The sequence below is a fragment of the Solidesulfovibrio alcoholivorans DSM 5433 genome (assembly GCF_000702665.1).
Classification (GTDB): Bacteria; Desulfobacterota; Desulfovibrionia; order Desulfovibrionales; family Desulfovibrionaceae; genus Solidesulfovibrio; species Solidesulfovibrio alcoholivorans.
Window position 1 is genome coordinate 396,507 of sequence record NZ_JNJA01000002.1, and the last position, 20,717, is coordinate 417,223.

Genomic DNA, 20,717 nt, shown 5'->3' on the forward strand with positions numbered 1-20,717 from the left:
TAGGATAATAACTATTCGAGACGGTTGTCCTCGTTACCGGTCCTCATCGAGGACGGGACTCGAGGCCGGCGAACGTCGCGCCACGATCGTTTCGCTGCGGATGCGCTCGAAACGGTTCGCGTGGTCGCGGATGCTCCAGGCAACGCCGACGCTTTCCTGGGCCATCCAGCCGGGGACGCCTTCCAGCAGCGCGGCGAGGCGGGGACCGCTCGGTCCGGTTTCCGGCGTGCCACCGATCCAGTCCCCGGGCGCGGCGATTTCCGGCGACCAGGAAAAGGGATCGGCCACGAGGAGCGTCGCAGGCGCGGCGCAGACCCGTTGGCACTCCGTGATGTGGCGGCGGGGCGCGGGCAGCTTGTCCACGACGTTGAGCGATGCCGCGACGCCGAAGCGCTCCCGGGCAAAGGGCAGGCGCAGGGCGTCGGCGCGCACGAATTCCGCCGTGCCCCGGCGCAGCCGCTGCGGCAGGGCGAAGTCGAAGCGGGTGGTGATGCGGCCCTGCCAGGGCGCGTCGAAACTGAGCCCGCCGTCGCGTGCGATGCGCCGGGCCAGCGCCACGAAATTGCGCGAGAGGTCGATGCCGACGGCAAGCCCTGTGCGCGCGGCCAGTTCCAGCGTGAAGCGGCCCACGGCGCAACCGGCGTCGAGTCCCGCTCCGGCGCAGTCCCCGAGCGCCGCCATCCAGGCCGCGTAGGCCCCGGTCGCTTCGGGATCGTCCCAGAGATCGGAAAAATGGCTCCAGAGGTAGGAGGCGGCGAGCCGCTCCCGCTCGTACTTCGCCTGGGGCGCGGGCACGTCCGTCCCCGCCGTAACGAGGTCGGCGATGCCGTCTTCTATGGCATACGCTGCGCCGCAGGCCGGGCACGTGAGCGCGCCCGCGATGATGTCCCCGCCTTCGCGCTTTCCCGCCGTCAGGTGCAAGGCATGTTCCTGCGGCAGACACGCCGGACACACCAGAAAATCCAATATTGCTTCAATCATAACGAAAGAATTCGCCGCTTTTCCCTTCGGAGAGATCGGAATACGCTCTGACCCCGCCCTTCCCCCCCTTTCGGGAGGTCCAGGAGGGGCAGTGCCCCTCCTGGCCGCCGGAGGCATCTTTTCTCTCTTTCCTCTCCCTCTTCCACTCCCTATCCCACTACGCGCGCTATCGCGGCGAGCAAGGGGCCGGGGAACAGCCCCAGCGCGAGGACGCCGGCGGCCACGGCCCAGAGCGCGGCGGAGGCCGCCGGCCCGGCCGGGGCGGGCACGGCCGGGTAGGCTTCGACGCCGTCGCGCATGTAGAGCGCGGCGACCAGGCGCAGGGCGTAGAAGACGCCGACGGCGGCCATGAGGATGCCGAAGACGGCAAGGCCCGTGTAGCCGGCGCGCAGCGCCGCGCCGAAGACCAGGAATTTGCCGATGAACCCGGCCGTCGGCGGAAGCCCGGCCAGGGAGAGCAGGCAGGCGCAAAGCGCGCCCGCGCGCCAGGGATGGACGTAGCCGAGGCCGCGGTAAGAGGCGATGGCGTCGCGGTCGCCGCTTTCGCCGGAGAGCGTGCCCACCGCGCCGAACGCGCCGAGGTCCATCAGCGCGTAGGCCGCGAGGTAGAACAGCGCGGCCTCGCCGCCGCCGTCGTTGACGCCGAGCGCGGCCATGGCGATGTAGCCCATCTGGCCGATGGAGGAAAACGCCAGCATGCGCTTGACGCTTTTTTGCAGCAGCGCGCCGATGTTGCCGACCGCCATGGTCAGGGCGGAAATGGCGACGAGCGCCGGCCCGAGCACGTCCCAGGCGTCACCCGGGGCGTCGGCGCAGACGTGGAGCAGGGCGGCGGCCACGGCGGCCTTGGAGCCCGTGGAGAGAAACGCGGCAATGGGCGCCGGCGCGCCCTGGTAGACGTCGGGCGTCCAGAGGTGGACCGGGGCCAGGGAGAGCTTGAAGGCCAGCCCGACGAGGATGAGCCCCAGGCCCGCGGCGACGATGGGGCCGCCGGCGGCCAGGGAATCGCTGATGTCGAGGCTGCCGCTGCCGGCGTAGACGAGGCTTATGCCAAAGGTCATGACCGCAAGCGCCACCGCGCCGGGCAGGAAGTATTTGAGCGCCGCCTCGGCCCCCGGGACGTCGCCCGGGCGCGCGGCGACCAGGGCGTAGAGGCAAAGCGAGGACAGTTCCAGGCCGATCAGCAGCATGATCCAGTCCGTGGATTCGGCAAGGAGCAGCATGCCGAGCGCCGACCACAGGAGCAGGCCGTAGAGCGCGTCGCCAGCGAAATCGCGCCGCTCGGCGTAGCGGGCGAGCAGGGCGATGGTCGCCAGGGTGACGCCGGATAGAAGCGCGGCGTAAAAACGCGTCATGCCGCTCGGGTCGCCGGCGGGCCAGAGGGCCCACACTCCCGGGACGAGCGCGAAGCAGGCGGCGAGGACGGGGAGCGCCCTGCGCGCGGCGTCGCGATGGAGCCATGCCGCGCCGAGGGCGGCCAGGCCGCCGGCGGCCAGGGCGAGGTGGGGCGCAAGATCGAGCAGGGCGGCTGCCATGGCGTTTCCTTGTCGGGTTACAAGCCGGCTCCGGTTGCCGCCGGCCAGACATGGCCGGCCACGGCGTCCAGGGGCAGGGCGATCAGGTGCAGCACCGGGCCGGGGAACAGTCCGAGCCAGAGGATGGCCAGGGCCAGGGCGACGAGCAGCGCCGTTTCCCGGGAGTCCAGGTCCGGGAAGGGCAGGGCGCTCTGGGCCGGGCCGAAAAGCGTGTCCCGGGCCAGACGCAGCAGGTAGACGAGCGTCGCGGCCATGCCGGCCACGGCGAAGCCGCCCGCCAGTACGTTCGTCTTGAACAGGCCGAAGACCATCATGGCTTCGCCGACGAAGCCCGAGAGTCCGGGCAGGGCGGCGGCGGCCAGGATGCAGAAGAGGAAGGCCGCGCCAAATCCCGGGGCCTTGTTCCAGATGCCGCCGAGGACCGCGAAGCGCCGGCTGCCCAGGCGCTCGCCGATCATGCCGGCCTGGGCGAAGAGCCCGCCCGAAGTCAGGGCGTGACTGAGCATCATGACGACCGCGCCGCCGAGCGCCAGGCGCGAGCCCGAGACCACGGCGGCCACGGCCAGGCCCATGTGGCCGATGCTCGAATAGGCGATCAGCCGTTTGACGTCCTCCTGGGCCAGGGCCACGGCCGAGGCGTAGAAGAGGCCGGTCAGGCCGAGCACGGTGAGCAGCGGGGCGAAGGCCACGGCCGCTTCCGGGAAAAGCGGCAGGGCGAAGCGGATCAGCGCGTAGCCGCCGGTTTTGAGCAGCAGCCCGGCCAGGATGAGACTGCCGGCCGTGGGCGCTTCGGTGTGGGCGTCGGGCAGCCACATGTGCACCGGCACGAGCGGAATCTTGATGGCGAACGAGAGCACGAAGGCGGCAAAGAGCCAGCGGCCGGTCGCGACGGGCAGTTGCAGGCGCGTGAGGTCGAAAAGCGCGAAGGTCGGCCCGCCCGGCAGGTCGGCGGAAAAAACGCCGAGCGCGATGACGGCCAGGAACATGAGCAGCCCGCCCACGGCGGAAAAGAGAAAGAATTTGATGGCCACGCGCATGCGCTCGCCGTGCCCGAACACGCCGATGAGGAAAAAGACCGGGATGAGCTGCGCTTCCCAGAAAAGCGCGAACAGGAACACGTCCGACGCCAGGAACACGCCCTGCACCGTGGCGAGCGAGGCGAGGATGAGCGCGTGGTAGAGCGCCGGGCGCTTGGCGTCGTCGTGGCGCGAGGCGAGCATGCAGCACACGCCGATGAAGGCCGTGAGCACGACGAAGACGAGGCTTAGGCCGTCGCAGGCGAGCGCGTAGCGGATGCCGAGCGAGGGTATCCAGGCCATGTCCTCGACCACGGGCAGATCGGACCTGCCGGCGGCGAAAAGGAGGACGACCAGTGCGGCCAGGGCCAGTTCCGCCAGGGCGGCCCCCAGGGCGAAGCGGCGGCAGGCCTCCCGGGAGCGCCGCAGCAGGGGCATGGCCAGGGCGGCGGCCAGGGGCCAGAAGATGAGCAGGGTAAGCCAGGGCAGTTGCCGCATGCGCGCTCCGTTTAGGATGGGCTCCAGCCTGTCGCGACCCAAAGCAGCAGGGCGGCCGCGGCGGCGAACAGGGTGAGCAGCGAGGCGGCGATCCGTCCGTTGCCCAACCGGGCGACGGCGCCGGACAAGCCGTCGATTCCCGAGGCCAGGGCCGCGGTCGCGCCGTCGAGGACGTCCTCGTCGATGCCGCGCCAGGCAAAGGCGGCCAGCCGCGCATAGGGCGCGGCCAGGCGCTTGAGGTACAGGGCGTCGAGCCCGAGCCCGGCCGTGAGCATGCCCGCCGGGGCCGGCTCGGGCCGGCGCGCGGGCCGGTACAGGCCCCAGGCGATGGTGAGGCCGGCGAGCGCGAGCAGGCCGTCGAGGAGTTCCACGAACAGTTCCGCGTGTTCCACCGCAGGCGGCACCGGTCCGGTCACGCCGAGGAGGTAATGGTCGAGCCAGGCGCGCAGGTGCAGGAATTCCGGCGGATTGACGAAGCCGTAGAACAGCGCCAGCACGGCCAGGGGCCACAGGGGCAGCTGCATTTTGAGAAGGGCCGGATCGGAATGCAGCGGGGCCGGGTCGGCGGGCTCGGCGAAAAAGGCCACGAAATACATGCGGAAGACGTAGATGGCCGTGATCAGGGCGGCCAGCGTGCCCAGGGCGAAGGCGACCAGGAAGACCGGATCGGGATGGCTCAGGGCATCGGCCAGGGTGCGGCCCTTGCTGAAGTAGCCCGAGGTGAAGGGAAGGCCTGCCAGGGCCGCCGCGCCGCAGGTAAAGAGCGTGAACAAGCCCGGATAGCGCCGCCGCAGGTGCGCGCCCATGCGGAAGATGTCGTGTTCCTCGCCGCAGGCCTGGATCATGATGCCCGCGCACATGAACAGCAGCGATTTGAAAAACGCGTGGGTTTGCAGGTGGAAAAGCGCGCCGGTCACGTCGGCGCTGCCTGCGGCCAGGAACATGTAGCCGACCTGGCTGATGGTGGAATAGGCCAGGATGCGTTTGACGTCGCGCTGGCCCAGGGCGCAGCACGCGCCGTAGAGGGCCGTGGCCCCGCCGAGCAGCGCCGCCGTCGCGCCGACGCTCGGCGCGTAGGCGAGCAACGGGTCCAGGCGCATGAGCAGGTAGACGCCGGCCGTGACCATGGTCGCGGCGTGAATCAGCGCCGAAACCGGGGTCGGGCCGGCCATGGCGTCGGGCAGCCACGAGGAAAGCGGCAGCTGGGCGGATTTGCCGAGCGCCGCGAACAGGAAACAGAAGCCGATGGCCGCGGCCATGCCCGGCGAGAGCTTTTCCGCGCCGGCAGCCAGGCCCGAAAGCGACGCCTCGCCGAAAATTCCCACGACCATGGCCAACGCGGCCACATAGCCGAGGTCGCCGATGCGCGTGGTGATGAACGCCTTGACCCCGGCATTCACGTTCTTGCGCTCCTCGTGCCAGAAGCCGATGAGCGCGAACGAACAGAACCCCACGCCCTCCCAGCCCATGAACAGCAGCAGCAGGTCGTCGGCCAGGGCGATGAGCAGCATGAAGAAGACGAACAGGTTCAAGTAGCAGAAATAGCGCGAAAAAGACTTGTCCTCGCGCATGTAGCCGGCGGAATAGAGGTGGATGAGCAGGGCGGTAAAGGTGACCGTGACCGTCATCACCGCGGCCACGCGGTCGTAGAGCAGCGAAAAGGCGGCGGAAAAGCCGGCGAAGGAAAACCAGCCGCCAAAGGAGACGCGGGTCGGCGCGATGCCGCAGTGGGCGAAGGCGTAAAGCGCGGCCGCAAGCGCCCCGGCCACGGCCGCGGCCGCGATGACGGCGCTCGCCCGCCGGCCGGCGGACAGGCCCCACACGGCCTGGAACACGGCCCCGGCCAGGGGAACAAGCAGCATCAGGGCAAGGGCGGCGTCCATCATTCCCCCGAAAGCCGGTTGTAGGCGTCGATTTCGGCCGATCCCGCGCCGCTGCGCCGGGCGTGCACGAGCAGCGCCAGCCCCAGGGCGGCCTCGGCTGCGGCCAGGCCCATGACGAGGATGATCGCCGCCTGTCCGTCCAGGTTGCCGTGGGCCAGCGCACCGCCGGCAAAGGCGACGGACGCGGCCGTGAGCATGAATTCCACGCCGACGAGGATCATCAGCACATTGCGCCGGGAGGCGGCGCACACCGCGCCGATGGTGAAAAGCAGCGCGGCCACGGCCAGAACATGGGAAAGGGGCACCTGCATCATGCCGGGTGGCCTCCTTTGGAGGTCTCCCGCCCGGCCTTGCCGAGAAGCAGCACGGCGGCCAGGGCGGCGAAGAGCAGCAGGGAAACGGCCTCCACGGCAAGCCAGTAGTCGCCGAAAAGCACCACCCCCACGGCCGTCGGGGACGCCGTGGCCGCCTGCAGGGAAATCTGTCCCGTGGGGTCCATGGCGATCAGCGAAAAAAGCGCGGTCAGCGTGGCCGCGGCGAACACCCCGGGCGCGACGAGCCGCGCCGCCGGCACCATGCCCTTGCCCACGGGCAGGCCGAGCAGCATGATGATGAAGAGAAACAGCACCATGATCGCGCCGGCGTAGACCACCACCTGCAACGCGCCGGGCAGCGGCGCGCCGAGCGTCACGAACACGCCCGCCGAGGCGAGAAAGGCGATGACGGCGCAGCATACGGCGTGGATGGGGTTGCGCCGGGTGGCCGCAAGCGCCGCCGCGGCGAGCATCACGGCGGAGAGCAGGTAGAAAAGCGCGCCCAGGGCGGTCATGCCGGCCTCCCGGTGATGCGGCGACAGGGGGCGGGAAGAGCGCCTCCGGCGGCCAAAGGGCTGGCGCCCTCTGGACTCCCATGAAGGGGGACAGGGCGTTCCGATGCGGCCCGGAAGGTCGTTTGTTGCTGTGCGTTGTTTTTCATGGGCGAATGGCCTCGTTGCCGGGTGGCGTCAGGGCAGGATGCTCTTGACGTCCACGGGTTCGTCCTCGCCGATGTGCTCGCCCTTGGGGCGTCCGGCGGCCACGCCCGCGTGGGCGTAGAAGTCGTAATCCGCGTTCTTGCCGCCGTGGTCCACGAGCAGGTCTTCCTTTTCGTACACGAAATCCTCGATGGCGTCCTTGCAAAAGGCGAATTCCGGCGTGAGCTGGATGGCGAGGGTGGGACAGGCCTCCTCGCACAGGCCGCAGTAGATGCAGCGGGCGAAGTTGATGCGGAACCAGGCCGCGCGCCGCCGGCCGTCCGGACCCTCCTCGGACTGCATGGAGATGCAGTTGACCGGGCAGGCCCCGGAGCAGAGGTAGCAGGCCACGCAACGCTCGTTGCCGTCGGGCGAACGGGTGAGGATGATGCGCCCGCGCGTGCGCGCCGGCATGGGCCGCTTGTAGTCCGGGTACTGCTCGGTCACGGGCTTGCGAAAGAGATGCGTGAGCGTGGCCGCGTAGGAGCCGACGAGGCCGCTTGCGCCGTCGAGGACTTCGCGCAACAGCCCGGGCTTGTTTTTTATGTCTTCCATGTGTGGTCCTTACAGCCCGGCCGCGAGCAGCGCCCCGGTGACGAGGATGTTGGCAAGCCCAAGCGGCACCAGGCACTTCCAGCCGAGCGCCATGAGCTGGTCGTAGCGCAGGCGCGGCAGCGAGGCCCGGGTCCAGATGAGGAACACGGGCACGGCCAGCACCTTGAGCCCGAACCAGAGGATCGGCGGCAGAAACGGCCCGTGCCAGCCGCCCAGGAAAAAGATGGCCGTGACGGAGCCCAGGAGGATCATGTTGACGTATTCGCCGACGAAGAAAAGCGCGAAGCGCATGCCGGAGTATTCGGTGTGGAAGCCGGCCTGCAACTCGTTTTCGGCCTCGGGCAGGTCGAAGGGGATGCGGTTGGTTTCGGCCAGGGAGCTGATGACGAAGATGAGGAAGGCCACGGGCTGGGTGATGGCGAAGGGGAGTCTGGCCTGGGCGTTTACGATGTCGGTGAGGTTCAGCGAATGCGCGGTCATGGCCACGGGCACGAGCGCGAGCCCGAGCGCCAGCTCGTAGCTGATCATCTGCGCCGCGCCGCGCACGCCGCCGAGCAGGCTGTACTTGTTGTCCGAGGTCCAGCCGCCGAGCGCCACGCCGTAGACGGCGAGCGAGGACAGGCCGAAGATGAGGAGCAGCCCGACGTCGGTGTCGGTGATGACCTGCGGCACAGGTCGGCCAAAGAGCGTGAACGCGGGGCCAAAAGGCACCACGGCGAAGGCGAAGAGTGCCGCGCCGGCGACGATGGCCGGGGCGACGAGAAAGATGCGCCGGTCCACGCCGTCCGGGATGATGTCTTCCTTGAGCAGCATCTTGAGCCCGTCGGCGATGGGTTGGAGCAGGCCGAAAAGCCCCACGCGGTTGGGGCCGTAGCGGACCTGGAAGCGGCCCAGGAGCTTGCGTTCGACGAGGATCATGTACGCGGCCAGGCCAAAGACCACGGCCAGGACCACGGCCATGCGCACGAGCATGATCAGGATGCCGAGGAGGATGTCGGTCATGGCTGCCTCCGGCGCAGGCTCGTTGGGTCGAGGACGGGCGGCAGGCCGGCCCACTGCGGCAGGCGCGGCGCCACGAGCACGCCCCGGGCCATGTTGTCGTGTACGGCAAGCACGGCGTCGCAGGCGCGTTCGCCCAAGGTGACGGCGACGGCCGCGCCGTCATGAAGTCCGAGTGTTGCGGCGTCGGCCGTGTGCAGGCGCACGACCGGCACGGCCGGGGCCTGCGCGCGGGCCAGGGCGGCGTAGCGGCCGGGTTCGTCCGTGCCGAAGAGCGCGTCGTCGCGCACCACGACGAGTCCTTTGGCGGCGTCGAGGGGTTCCGGGAGCACTGCCGGCGGGAATGCGGGAAATTGCGTGACGCGCGCGCCGCTTGCGCCGAGGGCGCCCGGCGCGATGCCCGTCGCGGCGGCAAAGGAGGGCGCGGACATGCTAAGGCCCATGGCGGCGGCCAGGGCGGCGCACAGGCCGGCTGCGGGCTGCGGGTCCGTGCCCGGGAGCTTGCGCGCGTAGTCGCGGGGCGGATGGTCGCCGTGGCCGTCGCGGGAGACGGGCTCGCCCGGCGGCGCGACCGGGGCGGCGTATTGCAGCCGGCCTTCGTTGTTGCACAGTGTGCCGCCGGCTTCAAAAAGCGTCTGCGTGGGTAAAAAGACTTTCGCGGCGGCAAAGCCCGGCGTCGGCAGGTTGTCGAGGACGACGAGGGTTTCCAGGCGGCCGAGCATGGCGGCGAGTTTCGGGGAAGCGGCGGCCGCGTCGGCTTCGGCCAGGATGAGCGCGCGGACGTCCCCGGTCTCGATGGCCGCGGCCAGCGCGTCGAGGCTCGGCGCGTCGGGAGCGGCCAGCAGGGCCGCGCCGGCGGCATTCGGACCGGAGAGCACCGGGAAAAGCCCCGTGCGCGCGTCGTCTCGCAGGATGGCGGCGACCTGTGCGGCGAAGGGCGGCGCGAAGACGATCACCGGGCGCTTGGCCGCGGCAAAGGTTTGCGACGCCTGCTCCACGGCGGCCCACAGATGCGGGAAAAGCGGCAGCCACTGCTGGATCGCGGCGGCGTCCGCAGGCGCGGGGCCGGCAAGCAGCGTAAGCGCCTCGGCCAGGCTCGTCGGCGGCAGCGGCAGGTGCGTAAAAGGCAGCGGCAGGGTGACGGGCCGGGGATCGGCGACGATCACGGCCGCGTCGGCCCGCGTCGCCTGGCGCAGGGAAAGCGCGAGCATGGGCGCGTCGCACAGCGCCGAAACGCCGAGGCACAGCACGGCGTCGGCCTTTGCGACCTCGGCCAGGGAGCGGGCGCGCCCGCCATCAAGCAGGGCCAGGGCGGTCGTGACCGCGGCTTGCGTCGCCCGGTCGGGGAAAACGGCCGGTCCCTGCCAGCCGCCGGCCCGGGCCAGGGCCGCAAGCGCCGCCAGGGTTTCGAGGCTTGAGCGCGCTCCCGCGGTCACAGCCACGGCGGACTGGCCATGGGTCGCGACCACCGCGCCCAGGCGCGCGGCGGCCTGGGTGACGGCCGCGTCCACGTCCGTGGGCACGCCGTCCACGCGCGCCTGGCGCGGCCGTTCGGCGCTCGTGGCGAAGCCGAAGGAATAGCGGCCCCGGTCGCAGATGAAGTGGCCGTTGACGGCCGGGTTTTCCCGCGCCTCGATGCGAGTGATCGCCCGGTAGCGCGAGAGCGCCACGGTGTTGCAGCCAAGGGAGCAGTGCAGGCACACGGACGGGGCGCGCTGGCAGTCCCAGCGGCGGGAGGTGAACCGCGCCGGCTTGTCCGTCAGCGTGCCGGTCGGGCAGATGTCGGCGAGGTTGCCGGAAAAGGGGTTCTCCAGGGGGCCGCTTGCGAACCGGCCGAAATAGACCCGGTTGGCGTTCTGCATGGGCCCGAAATCGAAATAGCCGCAGTATTCCTGGTAGAAGCGCACGCAGCGGTAGCAGTGGATGCAGCGGTTCATCTCGTGCTGGACGAAAGGCCCCAGGTCCTGGTCCAGGTAGGTGCGCTTGCGTCCCGGGAAACGGCGCAGGGCGTGGCCGCCGGAGATGGTTTCGTCCTGGAGCAGGCAATGCCCGCCCTCGTCGCACACCGGGCAGTCGTGGGGGTGGTTGGTCATGAGCAGTTCGACGACGCGGCTGCGGAAGGCCACGGCTTCGGGGTGGCCGGTGGAAACCACCATGCCGTCGGCGGCCGGCACCATGCAGCTCATTTCCAGGCCCTTGACCGGCCCCTCCAGGAACATGACCGCGCACATGCGGCAGGCCCCGGCCGCGCCGAGCGCCGGATGCCAGCAGAAGCGGGGGATGACGATCCCGAGCGCCTCGGCCGCCGCGATGACAGGCGTGCCCTTGGGCACGGTCACGGGCCGACCGTCGATGATCAGATCGGGCATTGGTCCTCCGGGCAGAGGGTGGGGCCGAAGGGCGCGGGGCGCGTGCCGCAGGCCTTGCCGCGCAAGGCCGGGGGCGGGTTGCCGAAGGGGCAGCGTTTTTGCCGCAGGTGCTCGCGCACCTCGGGCTCGAAGTACTTGAAGAGGCTAAGGAGCGGTTCGGCCGCGCCCGGGGCGAACGCGCAGTATGCCGACTGCATGGCCTTGGCCATGTCCTTGATCATGTCGATGTGCTCTTCCTGTCCCTGCCCGCCCTCGATTAGGCGCAGCAGGTGGCGCACGTAGGGCAGGCCCTCGCGGCAGGGCGTGCACCAGCCGCAGGATTCGCGGGTAAAAAATTCGATCAGGTTGAGCGTGGCCCCGACCAGGCAGGTGTTCTGGTCGAAGACCATGATGGAGGCCGTGCCGAAGCGCTGGCCGGCCTTTTTCATGGGCTCGAAGTCCATTTCCAGGTCGAGGTACTTGTCGGGCATGAAAGGGGTCGAGGCCCCGCCCGGAATCACTGCCTTGAGCGCGCGCCCGGGCGGCATGCCGCCGGCGTGGTCGAGGATCTCGCGCAGCGGCGTGCCGATGGGCAGCTCGTAGCAGCCGGGCCTCGCGATGCGCCCGGAGACGCTGAAGAGTTTCGTGCCCGAGCCCCCTTCGGAGCGGGCCAGCGACTTGAACCAGTCCGGGCCGTTTCGCACGATGCCGGGCAGGTTGGCGAGCGTCTCCAGGTTGTTGACGATGGTCGGGCAGTCCCACAACCCCTTGACGCTCGTGCGCGGGCCGCCCTTGCGCGGATTGGGCCGCAGGCCGGAGATGGCCTTGATCTGCGCCGAGGCCTCGCCGCAGATGTAGCGGCCGGCGCTTCTGTGCACGTGGATGTCGAAGGAAAAGTCCGAACCGAGGATGTTCTTGCCGAGAAGGCCCTGCTCCCGGGCCACCTGGGACTGCTCCTCGAGGAGCACGGCGTCGGATTCGTAGGAGGGCCGGATGAAGCACACGCCTTCGGTGGCCTGCACGGCGTAGGCGCAGAGAATGATGCCCTCGATGACGAGGTGCGGATCGGCGTTGACCAGGATGCGGTCCTTGAACGTGCCGGGCTCCATCTCGTCGGTGTTGATGACGACGTAGCGCGGGCCGACGTAATCTTTCGGAATCCCCTGCCATTTCTTGCCGGCGGGAAAGCCCGCGCCGCCGCGGCCGCGCAGGTCCGCGTCGAGGACCAGTTGCAGCACCTCGGCCGGGGTGCGCTTGCCGATGGTGGCGGCGAGCGCCTCGTAGCCGCCGCCGGCCCGGTATTCGTCGATGGTCGCCGGGCGGCCGAGGTGGCGGTTTTTCAGCAGGATTTGCGGTGTGTCTACTTGCATCGCACCGGCTCCTCGGTGGATTGGCGCAGTTCGGCGAGCACCGCGTCGATGCGCTCGGGGGTGAGCCTGTTGTAGAAGCGGCCGTTGATAAGCATCGTCGGGGCGTTGTGGCAGTTGCCGATGCAGGCCGCCGGCAGCACGGTAAAAAGGCCGTCGTCCGTGGTGCCGCCGGGCGGTACGCCGAGCGTGCGGCAGAGGTAGTCGAAGATGGAATCCTGGTGGAACATCCAGCAGACCACGGAATCGCAGACGTGGATGACGTATCGCCCCACGGGCCGGCGGTAGAGGTAGTCGTAGAAGGTGGCCAGGGATTCGAGCTCGAGCGTGGTCATGCCGAGAACCTTGCTCGCGTAGTGCATGGCCTCGTCGCACAGGTAGCCGTAGTGGCGCTGCAGGGCGTACATGACGTCCACCGCCGCCTCGCGCGGATGGTGCGAAGCTGCGGCGACGAGGTGGTCGAGCTCGGCCACGAGGGCGTCAGGGAGCGACATGGAGCGCCTCCGGCGGCCAGGAGAGGCGCGGCCTCTCCTGGCCCTCTCCGCCGGGGGGGATCATCCCCCCCGGACCCCCTGGATAAGGGGTATGTGTGTAGGAATTATAGTTCATCGGTCGATGTCCGGGAGGATGTAGTCGTAGGAGGCGAGCACGGCGACGAAGTCGGCGATGCGAAGGCCCTCGGCGATGAGCGGCAGGGCCTGGATGTTGGCGAAGCCGGGCGTGCGCACGCGCAGCCTGTAGGCATGGCTGCCGCCGTCGGAGACGAGGTAGTAGCCCTGTTCGCCGCGCGGGGCTTCGGTGGCGGCGTAGGCCTGGCCGGCCGGCAGCCTCGGGCCGCGCGTCACGTTCACGAAATGGTGGATGAGGCTTTCGATGTCGCGCAGGGCCTCGTCTTTTTGCGGCAGGCAGTAGCGCACGTCCTCGGACAGATAGCGCCCGCCGGGCATATTGCTTGCGGCCTGTTCGATGATGCGCAGGCTCTGCTCCATCTCGTCCATGCGCACGAGGTAGCGGGCGAAGCAGTCGCCGCCTTCGCGCGTAGGCACGTCGAAATCGAAGTCGGCGTACGCGCCGTAGGGCATGGCCTTGCGCCGGTCCCAGGCGACGCCGGCCGCGCGCAGGTTGGGGCCGGTGACGCCCCAGTCGATGGCGTCCGCCGCGGAAATGCCGCCGACGCCCACGCAACGCGCCCTGACGATGGGATTCTTCGTCACCCCGGCGTGGTATTCCTTGAGCCGTCCCGGGAAGATTTTGACGAAGGCGTCCACCATCTCCTTCCAGCCCTCGGGCAGGTCGGCCGCCATGCCGCCGATGCGCAGCCACGACGGATGCAGCCTGCCGCCCGTGATCGTCTCGATGATGTCGAGCACCATCTCGCGTTCGCGAAGCGCGTAGAAGATGGGACTCATCATGCCGAGGTCCTGGAGGAACGTGCCGAAATACATGAGGTGGTTGGACAGGCGGAACAGTTCGGAAAGCATGACCCGGGCGTAGGCGGCGCGCGGCGGCACGGCAATGCCGGCCAGCGTCTCCACGGCCGTGACGTAGGAGAGGTTGTTGGCCACGCCCGAAAGGTAGTCCACGCGGTCGGTGTAGGGGATGAACTGGTGCCAGGTCTGGCGCTCGCCGATTTTTTCCACGCCGCGGTGGTGGTAGCCGATGTCGAGTCCCACGGCCTTGATGCGTTCGCCGCGAAGGGCCAGGGCGTAGCGCAGGATGCCATGGGTGGCGTAGTGGTGGGGGCCGAAATTGAGGATGTAGTCCCCGTCGTCGGCGTGGGAGCCGAGGATTTCCCGGGCGTCCACGGGCTCCAGGCGTCTGGCTTCCTCCTCGGTGAAGGGGGCCATGTTCGTGGCCCGGCCTTCGGAGTCCTTGCGCAGGGGATGTCCCTGCCAGTCGCGGTGGGTGAGAAGCCGCCTGGGATCGGGGTGGCCGGCAAAGGCGAGGCCGAACATTTCGGCGACCTCGCGTTCGTACCACGCGGCCGCGGGCCACACGCCCGTGGCCGTGGCGATGGACGCGTCGCGCGTGGGCAGTGCGCAGGTCAGGCGCACCATGCCGGGCGCGGACAGGGAGGTGAGCGTATAGACCACCGTGGCGTCGTGGCCGGGACGGTCCTTGCGCGCCGTCTCGTCGATGGCCGTCAGGTCCTCCAGGCGCGTAAAGCGCGTGGGGGAGGCGTGCTTGAGGCGGTCGAGCACCTCGACGATGCGCGCCGGGGCCACGGCGTAGGTCGGCATGTCCTGGCTGTCCGGCACGAGGGCCACGTCCTCGCCGAAGGCGGCGAGCAGGTCGGCGGCCACGGCTTCCTGGTCCGGGCGCAGGGCGATGCGCGGCGCGGCCGGCGTCCACATGCCCGCGGTGCGGGAGCCGTGAAAAAACGGTTCGGTCGCGGCCGTGCCCCGGATGGGGATGCCGGCGTAGCCCGGGCCGCGCGTGTCGCGGCATTTGTTCACGCCGTCGATCAGGTGGTCGCGCCGGCCACCCTCGCAGCCGCCCGGCAGGTGTAGCACGGGGCGCGTGGGGCGCTCGCCGGCGGCGATCTTCTTTTGCAGCAGCAGCAGGCCCTCGAACAGAGCCTCCGGACGCGGCGGACAGCCCGGGATGTAGACGTCCACGGGCAGGATCGCATCCGAGCCCTGGACCACGGAATAGACGTCGTACATGCCGCCGGAATTGCTGCACGAGCCCATGGAGATGACCCATTTGGGGTCGGCCATCTGCTCGTAGAGTCGAAGCGCCACGGGCGCGACTTTTTTGAACATCGTGCCCGAGATGATGAGCACGTCGGCCTGGCGCGGCGAACCCCGGAAGACCTCGGAACCGAAGCGCGCGATGTCGTAGCGTGGCCCCCAGGCCGTGGCTTCCTCCACGAAGCAGCAGGACAGGCCGAAGAAGAAGGGCCAGAGGCTGTTTTTACGCGCCCAGTTGATGATGCAATCGGCCGGGGCGAAGGCGGCGTCGCGGATGTCCGTCACAGTCCCTGCTCCTCGTTCCAGTCGAGTCCGCCCTTTTTCCAGGCGTAGGCGAGCCCCAGGCCGAGCACCACGACGAAGACGGCCAGCCGCAGGTAGCCGGGGAGGCCGAGCTCCGGCCAGGCTGCGGCATAGGCCATGATGTAGGCGGTTTCCACGTCGAAGATGAGGAAGAAGACGGCCATGAGGAAAAAGGGCACCGGATAGCGGAAGCGGCCCTGGCCCGTGGGCAGGATGCCGCATTCGTAGGGGCGCTGTTTTTCGGGCGTGGGGCGACGGCGCACCAGGAAGCCGGAGAGGAACAGAATGAGCGCGAGGATGGCCAGCACGATGCAGAAAAAAACCGTGAAGCCGAGTGCGCCCGGTTCCCAGGGGGAAAACGGGGAGGCAAGGGGGACGAAGGCGTTTTCCGGCGGCATGGGACCTCGCTTGCCGGCGCGCTGCGGCAACGATTGCGCAGGGCCGGATAGAACCTATTGCAACCGATACTACCCGCAACGGATTTTTTTGCAACAGGTCGGCGTGCGCAACGGCGCATTCGGAGCGCGATCGGCCATGCGCCCAGGCGCTCCGGGAGACCCGGGGCGTCGGTCGCAGGTTGCGGCAGGGGCAGGCGGACTCAGGCGGCGGGCCGGCTGGCGGCGAAAGCGGCGGGAACGGTGATGAGGGCAAGGCTCGGCGGCAGGCAGGTCTTGGCGGCGTGCAGCCTGGCGCAGGCCGGGCAGGGGAAGGTTTGCAGCCGGTCGCAGCCGGCCTGCCGGGAAACGGTCACCGTGAAGACCGCGCCGCAGGCGCAGGTCATGGTGCTTTTTTCCTGGCTGAGGACTCGCGGATCGATTTCGCGCATGGTGGCACCTCGCTTTTGTATTGTGGGCGAGCATGCGCCGGGCGGGAACGAAAATGGCGACGCGCGGCAGACGGTTGCGTGACGTTTCCTTGCTGGCGGGGGTTTTCCGGGGGCGCGTCAGGCCACGAGCGACCCCGGAGCCGGCGGGGCGGCGCAAAGCGCGAGCAGCCGGTCGTTGACCGTCCCCCCGTCGCGGCAGGGCGGCATGCGCCAGCCGAACCCGGTGGCCGCGATGCGCTCGCTTACGGCCCCGAGGTCGAACCCCACGGCCCAAAGCCCGGCCCGCCATGCCTCGGTCAGGGTGTAGCAGTAGGTTTCCGGCCACACCGACAGAAAAAGCGCGGCATGGCAGTCGAGCTCGCGGATGACGTCCACGGCGTCCTCCTCGCGGTAGCGCCCGGAAACGAAGACCTTGCCCGTGGCGAAAAGCGGAAAGTCGTCCTGGGTGAACCCGGCCACGAGGAAACGCAGCGGCAGGCCGCGCCGGTTGGCGTCGCGGGCCATGGACAGCAGCACGCCGTAGCCCTTGTGTTCGCCGATGGCCCCGACCACGGCCAGGCGTATCTCCGTCGCGCCGTCCCAGGGCAGGATCGCTGGCTGTGGCGGCGGGGCGAAGGCCGGTTCGGGATGGGGCGCGAATTCCACATGGGCCGCGGGGAAACGCCGGGCGATGCGCCCGGCCGCATCGGCGCTCGGCGCGGTGACGCGGTTTGCCCCCTCGAGGATGCGCCGGGACTGGGCGAGAAGGGCGGCCACGGTCAGGTGCGGCATGTCCGAGCCGTTGACGTCGGCGCAGCGCTGGCAGGCGGCGGGATCGGGCTCGCCGCAGGCAAGCCCCGAGTCGTCGATGCAGTTGATGCTCGGGCAAAACCAGCCGAAGTCGTGGATGCGCGCCTCGTGGGGCACGCCGCATAGCCCGGGCAGGTCGAGCAACTGCGGCGGCAGGTCCAGGAAATGGTGGAAGATGACGCCCGCGATGCCGAGCGCCTGCAAATCCGTGACGAGTCGCGGCAGTTCGGCGGAGACGTCGTAGAGGAGCTCCGCCGGGATGTCGGGATGCTCCACCCGCAGGCGCACGCGCGTATCCGGGGCGTCCTTCTCCGCCGGGGAGAGCGAGGCCGGCAGGTAGCCTGCGGCGACCAGTTCCCGGCCTTCGTCGGCCAGGCGCTTCGCCGTGCCGCCGTCCTTGGCGTGGCACAGGCGCACGACCAGGGGCGCGGCATTTACGCGGCGCAGCCGGGCCACGTCCACGCCCCGGCGCAGGGGCGCGACGGGATCGGCGCGGGTGAACGCGGCCACGGCCGGCAGGTAGCCGGGGTGGCGTGCGGCGAGCACGGCCAGGTTGCGCGCCAGGGCCGGATTTTTGTCCTTGCCGAAGGAGGCCCCGCCGGCGTGCACGGCAAAGACGTCGCCGGCCAGTACGTGCCGCCAGCCCAGGCACGTCGCGCGCAGGCAGAAATCGTTTTCCTCGCCGTACCCCGCACCGAAGGCGTCGGCGTTGAACAGCCCGACATCGCGCAGGCATGCGCCCCGGATGTACATGCAAAATCCGACGGCCGTGGGCAGGTCCACGGCGCGCCCGGCGTTGACGGCGGCAAAGAGCGTGTCGAGCCCGGCGGCGGAGATGTCCGCGGGCAGGGGATTGTCGCGGTTTGGCAGCGGATAGGAGCAGATGGTGGCGTTGTTGGAAAAGGGCGTGGCCGTGCCGATGTCCGGCGCGGCATAGGCGGCTGCGGCGAGCCGGTCGAGCCAGCCGTCGAAGACGAGGACGTCGCTGTTGACGAGAACCTTGTCGCCCCCTTCGCCTCCGGCGAGGCCCCGGTTGGCTGTGGCCGGGAAGCCCATGTTGCGGGAATTTTCCAGGAGCGTGATGCGCCCTTCTGCGGCCAGGGCGCGCAGATGTGCCGTAAGCTCGGGCTCGGGGGAACGGTCGTTGACCGCCACGATGCGGTGCGGCGTGTGGCAGGAGGCGGCAAGAAGCGATTCCAGGCAGGCGCGCGTCAGGCCGTATCCTTTGTAGACCGGGACGACGACGTCCACAGGGGCGCGGGAGGGCATGACGTCAGGCATGGGCGTCTCCGGGCGTTTCCGGTTCTGGCGCGGCGGCGGCATGTCCGCCGGCCAGGGCCGCCAGGGCGGCGCGGGCAAGATCGAGCAGGGGGCCCCGGCAGTCTTCGGGCAGGGGCGGCGGTGCGTCCGGGGTATTGCCGGCCTGATGCAGCCAGGCACTGAAGCGCGACAACGCCATGGCGGCCTCCCGAGGATTTGCGGCCAGGACCGGTGACCCGGCCAGGGGGAGCCGCGTGGCCGCATCGAGCACGTGCACGCGGCGGCAGGAAGTGCCCGGCGTCGCGGGCCAGGGCAGGGAAAAGGCGCAGCTTCCGTCGCCGTAGCCCCGGGCGAGGAGGGTTGCGTCGAAGTCCGCGGCCGTGACGGTCACGGCCTTGGCAGGATCGTCCTCGGGCACGAGGGCGACGCGTTGTCGCGCAAGCGGCCGGGCCGGGTCGAACAGGTGGCCGACGATGCGGCCGTCCGGCAAGGCTCTCACCGCGCCGCGCACCGGTCCCGGAGACGCCATGCGGGGTGTGGTCACCATTTGCGGGGAGGCGAAAAACGGCGCGCCGGTTGCGGTGAGCGTGGCCGCGACCTCGGTCCCGGCGGCGAGCGGTTCTGGCGGCGCGTAGCGAAAGGCGAAAAGTCCCGCTTCGGGAGGGCCGACGGGGATGGCGGCCGCGACGCGGGCCAGCCGTTTGCCCCCGGCGGTCAGGTCCGCCTGGACAGCGCCCTCTCCGGCGTCGCGCGCCAGGAAGATGCGGCCGCCGATCTCCCGGCCGTCCGTCGGGAGCAGCACGCCGCAGGGCCCGCCGCCGGCCAGGGCGGCCAGCGTCTGCGCGGCAAGGGGCGCAAGTTCCGTTCCGGGCTGCGCTGCGGCCAACACGGCCACGGCCGTATCCCGGGCCGCCTGCGGGCGGCCCAGGCGGCAGGCGGCCAAAAGCTGCGCCGCCGTGGCCAGTTTCTCTTCGGGGTCCCGGGCCAGGGCGTTCCGGGCCGTGGCCAGCGCCGCCTCGTGCCGTCCGGCGTCGGTTTGCGCCATGGCGCAAAGACCTAGCGCGCGCGGGCTTTCGGGAGCAAGCCGGGCGGCCCTGGCGGCCAGGCGCAGGGCCTCGGCCGCGTCGCCTTCGCGCCGGGCCAGATCGTGCAGGAGCATGAGCGCCGGGACGTGCAGGGCAGGCTCCCCGAGCAGGGGCAGGGCGCGCTTTCTGGCCTCCCGCGTCTTGCCTGCCGTGGCCAGGGCCCGCGCCGCGTCAAGGGCCTGTACGGCGGCCGTCCCAGGCGGGAGGAGGGCTGCGTCAGGAGTTGGCATCGCAACCTCCGGCAAGGACCTGCTCGGCCAGGCGCACGTGCGCAGGCAGGCAGACCCGTTTCTTGTCGTAACGGGAGAGCACGGTTTCCCGGGCGGCCCGGCGCACATGCCCCAGTTCATGACGGTGCGCCAGCGCCTCGGCGATGCGCCGCGCCAGGGCGTGGGGGTCGAAAAAGTCGGTCAGGAAGCCGTTGACCCCGTCCTCGACCACTTCGCGCACGGGCGCGGTGTCGGAGCCGACCAGCAGGCAGCCGGTAGCCATGGCCTCCAGCGCCGACCAGGACAGCACGAAGGGATAGGTCAGGTAGACGTGGCAGGCCGAGACCTGAAGCACCTTGAGGTAATCCGGGTAGGGCAGGGTGTCGAGAAAGCAGACCCGGCCCGGATCGACCGGGTACTGCGCCTTGTAGCGGCGGGCGTAGCTCTGGCCGAAGGGCGGCTTCATGCCGTAGCTCACCCCCTCGCGTCCGACCACGAGTACGCGGCAGTGGGGGCGCAGGCGCAGCAGTTCCGGCAGGGCGCGCATGAAGGTGTGGAAACCGCGGTAGGGTTCGAGGTCGCGGGCCACGTAGGTGACGAGTTCGTCGCCGCAGGCCATGTCCAGGCCCGGGCCGTTGACGCGCAGGCTGGCCGTCGGGTCCGGGTGGACGGCGTCGGTGTCCACGCCTTCATGGATCACCGCGATTTTGTCGTGCCATTCGCGCGGGTAGTTGCCGCGTTGCCAGAAGGTGGGCGACACGCCCCGGTCGCACGCGGCCAGGGCGAGCAGGCCCGACGTGTTTTGCAGGTCGAGGATGGGCCAATGGTATTCCGCGATGGGGAACTCGGGATCGAAGGCCGCGTCGTTGGCGCGCGGCAGGTAGTAGTGCTCGCAGTAGCAGAGGAGCCGGGCGTTCGGAAAGACGTCCTTGAGGAAAAGCGCCTCGCCCCAGCCGGGATGGGCGTAGATGAGGTCGGGAACCACGCCTGCCCGGCGCAGGGCCTTGGCAGCTTCCATGACGGCCACGCCGCGGCGGATGTGTTCCTCGACGTGACGGGCGTACTGGTGCAGGCCCTCCGGGCGTTCGCCGATGTCGCCGTAGGCCGCTTCGATGACGCCCGGGATGGGCGTCCTTTGGGAGGCGCGGCTGATGGCGCACACGCGCGTGTCCGGCCGGCGCAGGTAATGTTCGAGCAGCCCACGGTACTGGCTCGGGAAGTCCTTGTGGACGAACAAGACGGTCAGTTCCGGCTGCATGTCATCCTCATGCCCGGCGTCGCCGTGGTCCAAAGCGTACGGCCGCCGTCGCCCGGGTTGCCCCATGCGAAGGCGGCCGTACGCGGTGCGGCGGCGTGCG

At 70.0% G+C, this 20,717-nt stretch carries 17 protein-coding genes; all 17 read right to left on the bottom strand.

Features of this window, described 5'->3' with window-relative positions:
- Positions 1-33 precede the first annotated feature (33 nt).
- The 17 genes from Q368_RS0105035 to Q368_RS0105115 all read right to left on the bottom strand — a co-directional run bounded on the left by Q368_RS0105035 (position 34) and on the right by Q368_RS0105115 (position 20,617).
- The gene (locus Q368_RS0105035; RefSeq protein WP_084158684.1) at positions 34-1,098 is read right to left on the bottom strand and encodes a methyltransferase domain-containing protein; all 1,065 of its coding nucleotides are present in this window, start codon (positions 1,096-1,098) and stop codon (positions 34-36) included.
- A 32-nt stretch (positions 1,099-1,130) separates the two neighbouring features.
- Positions 1,131-2,516, bottom strand: a complete 1,386-nt coding sequence (locus tag Q368_RS0105040) for an NADH-quinone oxidoreductase subunit N (RefSeq protein ID WP_029457827.1) — start codon at positions 2,514-2,516, stop codon at positions 1,131-1,133.
- Between the two features lie 17 nt (positions 2,517-2,533).
- On the bottom strand, positions 2,534-4,030 hold the full coding sequence (locus Q368_RS0105045; RefSeq protein ID WP_029457828.1) for a complex I subunit 4 family protein: 1,497 nt from the start codon (positions 4,028-4,030) through the stop codon (positions 2,534-2,536).
- A gap of 11 nt (positions 4,031-4,041) precedes the next feature.
- Positions 4,042-5,913 carry an NADH-quinone oxidoreductase subunit 5 family protein gene (locus tag Q368_RS0105050; protein ID WP_029457829.1) on the bottom strand — a complete coding sequence of 624 codons (1,872 nt, stop codon included), beginning with the start codon at positions 5,911-5,913 and terminating at the stop codon, positions 4,042-4,044.
- Entirely contained in the window at positions 5,913-6,227 is a 315-nt protein-coding gene (gene nuoK / locus Q368_RS0105055; protein WP_029457830.1) for an NADH-quinone oxidoreductase subunit NuoK, read from the bottom strand. The genes Q368_RS0105050 and nuoK overlap by 1 nt, the downstream gene beginning before the upstream one ends.
- Positions 6,224-6,742: an NADH-quinone oxidoreductase subunit J family protein gene (locus tag Q368_RS0105060; RefSeq protein WP_029457831.1), complete on the bottom strand. Its 519-nt coding sequence runs from the start codon at positions 6,740-6,742 to the stop codon at positions 6,224-6,226. The genes nuoK and Q368_RS0105060 overlap by 4 nt, the downstream gene beginning before the upstream one ends.
- Before the next feature lie 174 nt (positions 6,743-6,916).
- Positions 6,917-7,480: an NADH-quinone oxidoreductase subunit NuoI gene (nuoI, locus tag Q368_RS0105065; RefSeq protein ID WP_029457832.1), complete on the bottom strand. Its 564-nt coding sequence runs from the start codon at positions 7,478-7,480 to the stop codon at positions 6,917-6,919.
- Between the two features lie 9 nt (positions 7,481-7,489).
- Positions 7,490-8,482 (bottom strand): NADH-quinone oxidoreductase subunit NuoH, encoded by a 993-nt coding sequence (gene nuoH, locus Q368_RS0105070; RefSeq protein WP_029457833.1) that lies wholly within the window; start codon positions 8,480-8,482, stop codon positions 7,490-7,492.
- Positions 8,479-10,848 (bottom strand): NADH-quinone oxidoreductase subunit NuoG, encoded by a 2,370-nt coding sequence (nuoG, locus tag Q368_RS0105075; protein WP_029457834.1) that lies wholly within the window; start codon positions 10,846-10,848, stop codon positions 8,479-8,481. Before nuoG ends, nuoH begins: the two co-directional genes overlap by 4 nt.
- Positions 10,836-12,197, bottom strand: coding sequence for a complex I 51 kDa subunit family protein (locus tag Q368_RS0105080; RefSeq protein WP_029457835.1), 1,362 nt, complete (start codon positions 12,195-12,197; stop codon positions 10,836-10,838). The genes nuoG and Q368_RS0105080 overlap by 13 nt, the downstream gene beginning before the upstream one ends.
- Positions 12,188-12,688 (bottom strand): NADH-quinone oxidoreductase subunit NuoE, encoded by a 501-nt coding sequence (nuoE, locus tag Q368_RS0105085; RefSeq protein ID WP_029457836.1) that lies wholly within the window; start codon positions 12,686-12,688, stop codon positions 12,188-12,190. Before nuoE ends, Q368_RS0105080 begins: the two co-directional genes overlap by 10 nt.
- A gap of 111 nt (positions 12,689-12,799) precedes the next feature.
- Positions 12,800-15,172 (bottom strand): NADH-quinone oxidoreductase subunit B/C/D, encoded by a 2,373-nt coding sequence (locus tag Q368_RS0105090; RefSeq protein ID WP_043785051.1) that lies wholly within the window; start codon positions 15,170-15,172, stop codon positions 12,800-12,802.
- A complete protein-coding gene (locus tag Q368_RS0105095) occupies positions 15,169-15,588 on the bottom strand; it encodes an NADH-quinone oxidoreductase subunit A (RefSeq protein WP_029457838.1) in 420 nt (139 codons plus the stop codon). The genes Q368_RS0105090 and Q368_RS0105095 overlap by 4 nt, the downstream gene beginning before the upstream one ends.
- A gap of 200 nt (positions 15,589-15,788) precedes the next feature.
- A complete protein-coding gene (locus tag Q368_RS0105100) occupies positions 15,789-16,016 on the bottom strand; it encodes a hypothetical protein (RefSeq protein WP_029457839.1) in 228 nt (75 codons plus the stop codon).
- Positions 16,017-16,133: 117 nt separating this feature from the next.
- A complete protein-coding gene (locus tag Q368_RS0105105) occupies positions 16,134-18,086 on the bottom strand; it encodes a glycosyltransferase (protein ID WP_245611284.1) in 1,953 nt (650 codons plus the stop codon).
- Complete coding sequence (locus tag Q368_RS23740) at positions 18,079-19,380, bottom strand: tetratricopeptide repeat protein (RefSeq protein ID WP_052360028.1); 1,302 nt, start codon at positions 19,378-19,380, stop codon at positions 18,079-18,081. Before Q368_RS23740 ends, Q368_RS0105105 begins: the two co-directional genes overlap by 8 nt.
- Positions 19,367-20,617: a glycosyltransferase gene (locus Q368_RS0105115; protein WP_029457843.1), complete on the bottom strand. Its 1,251-nt coding sequence runs from the start codon at positions 20,615-20,617 to the stop codon at positions 19,367-19,369. The genes Q368_RS23740 and Q368_RS0105115 overlap by 14 nt, the downstream gene beginning before the upstream one ends.
- Between the last annotated feature and the right edge of the window lie 100 nt (positions 20,618-20,717).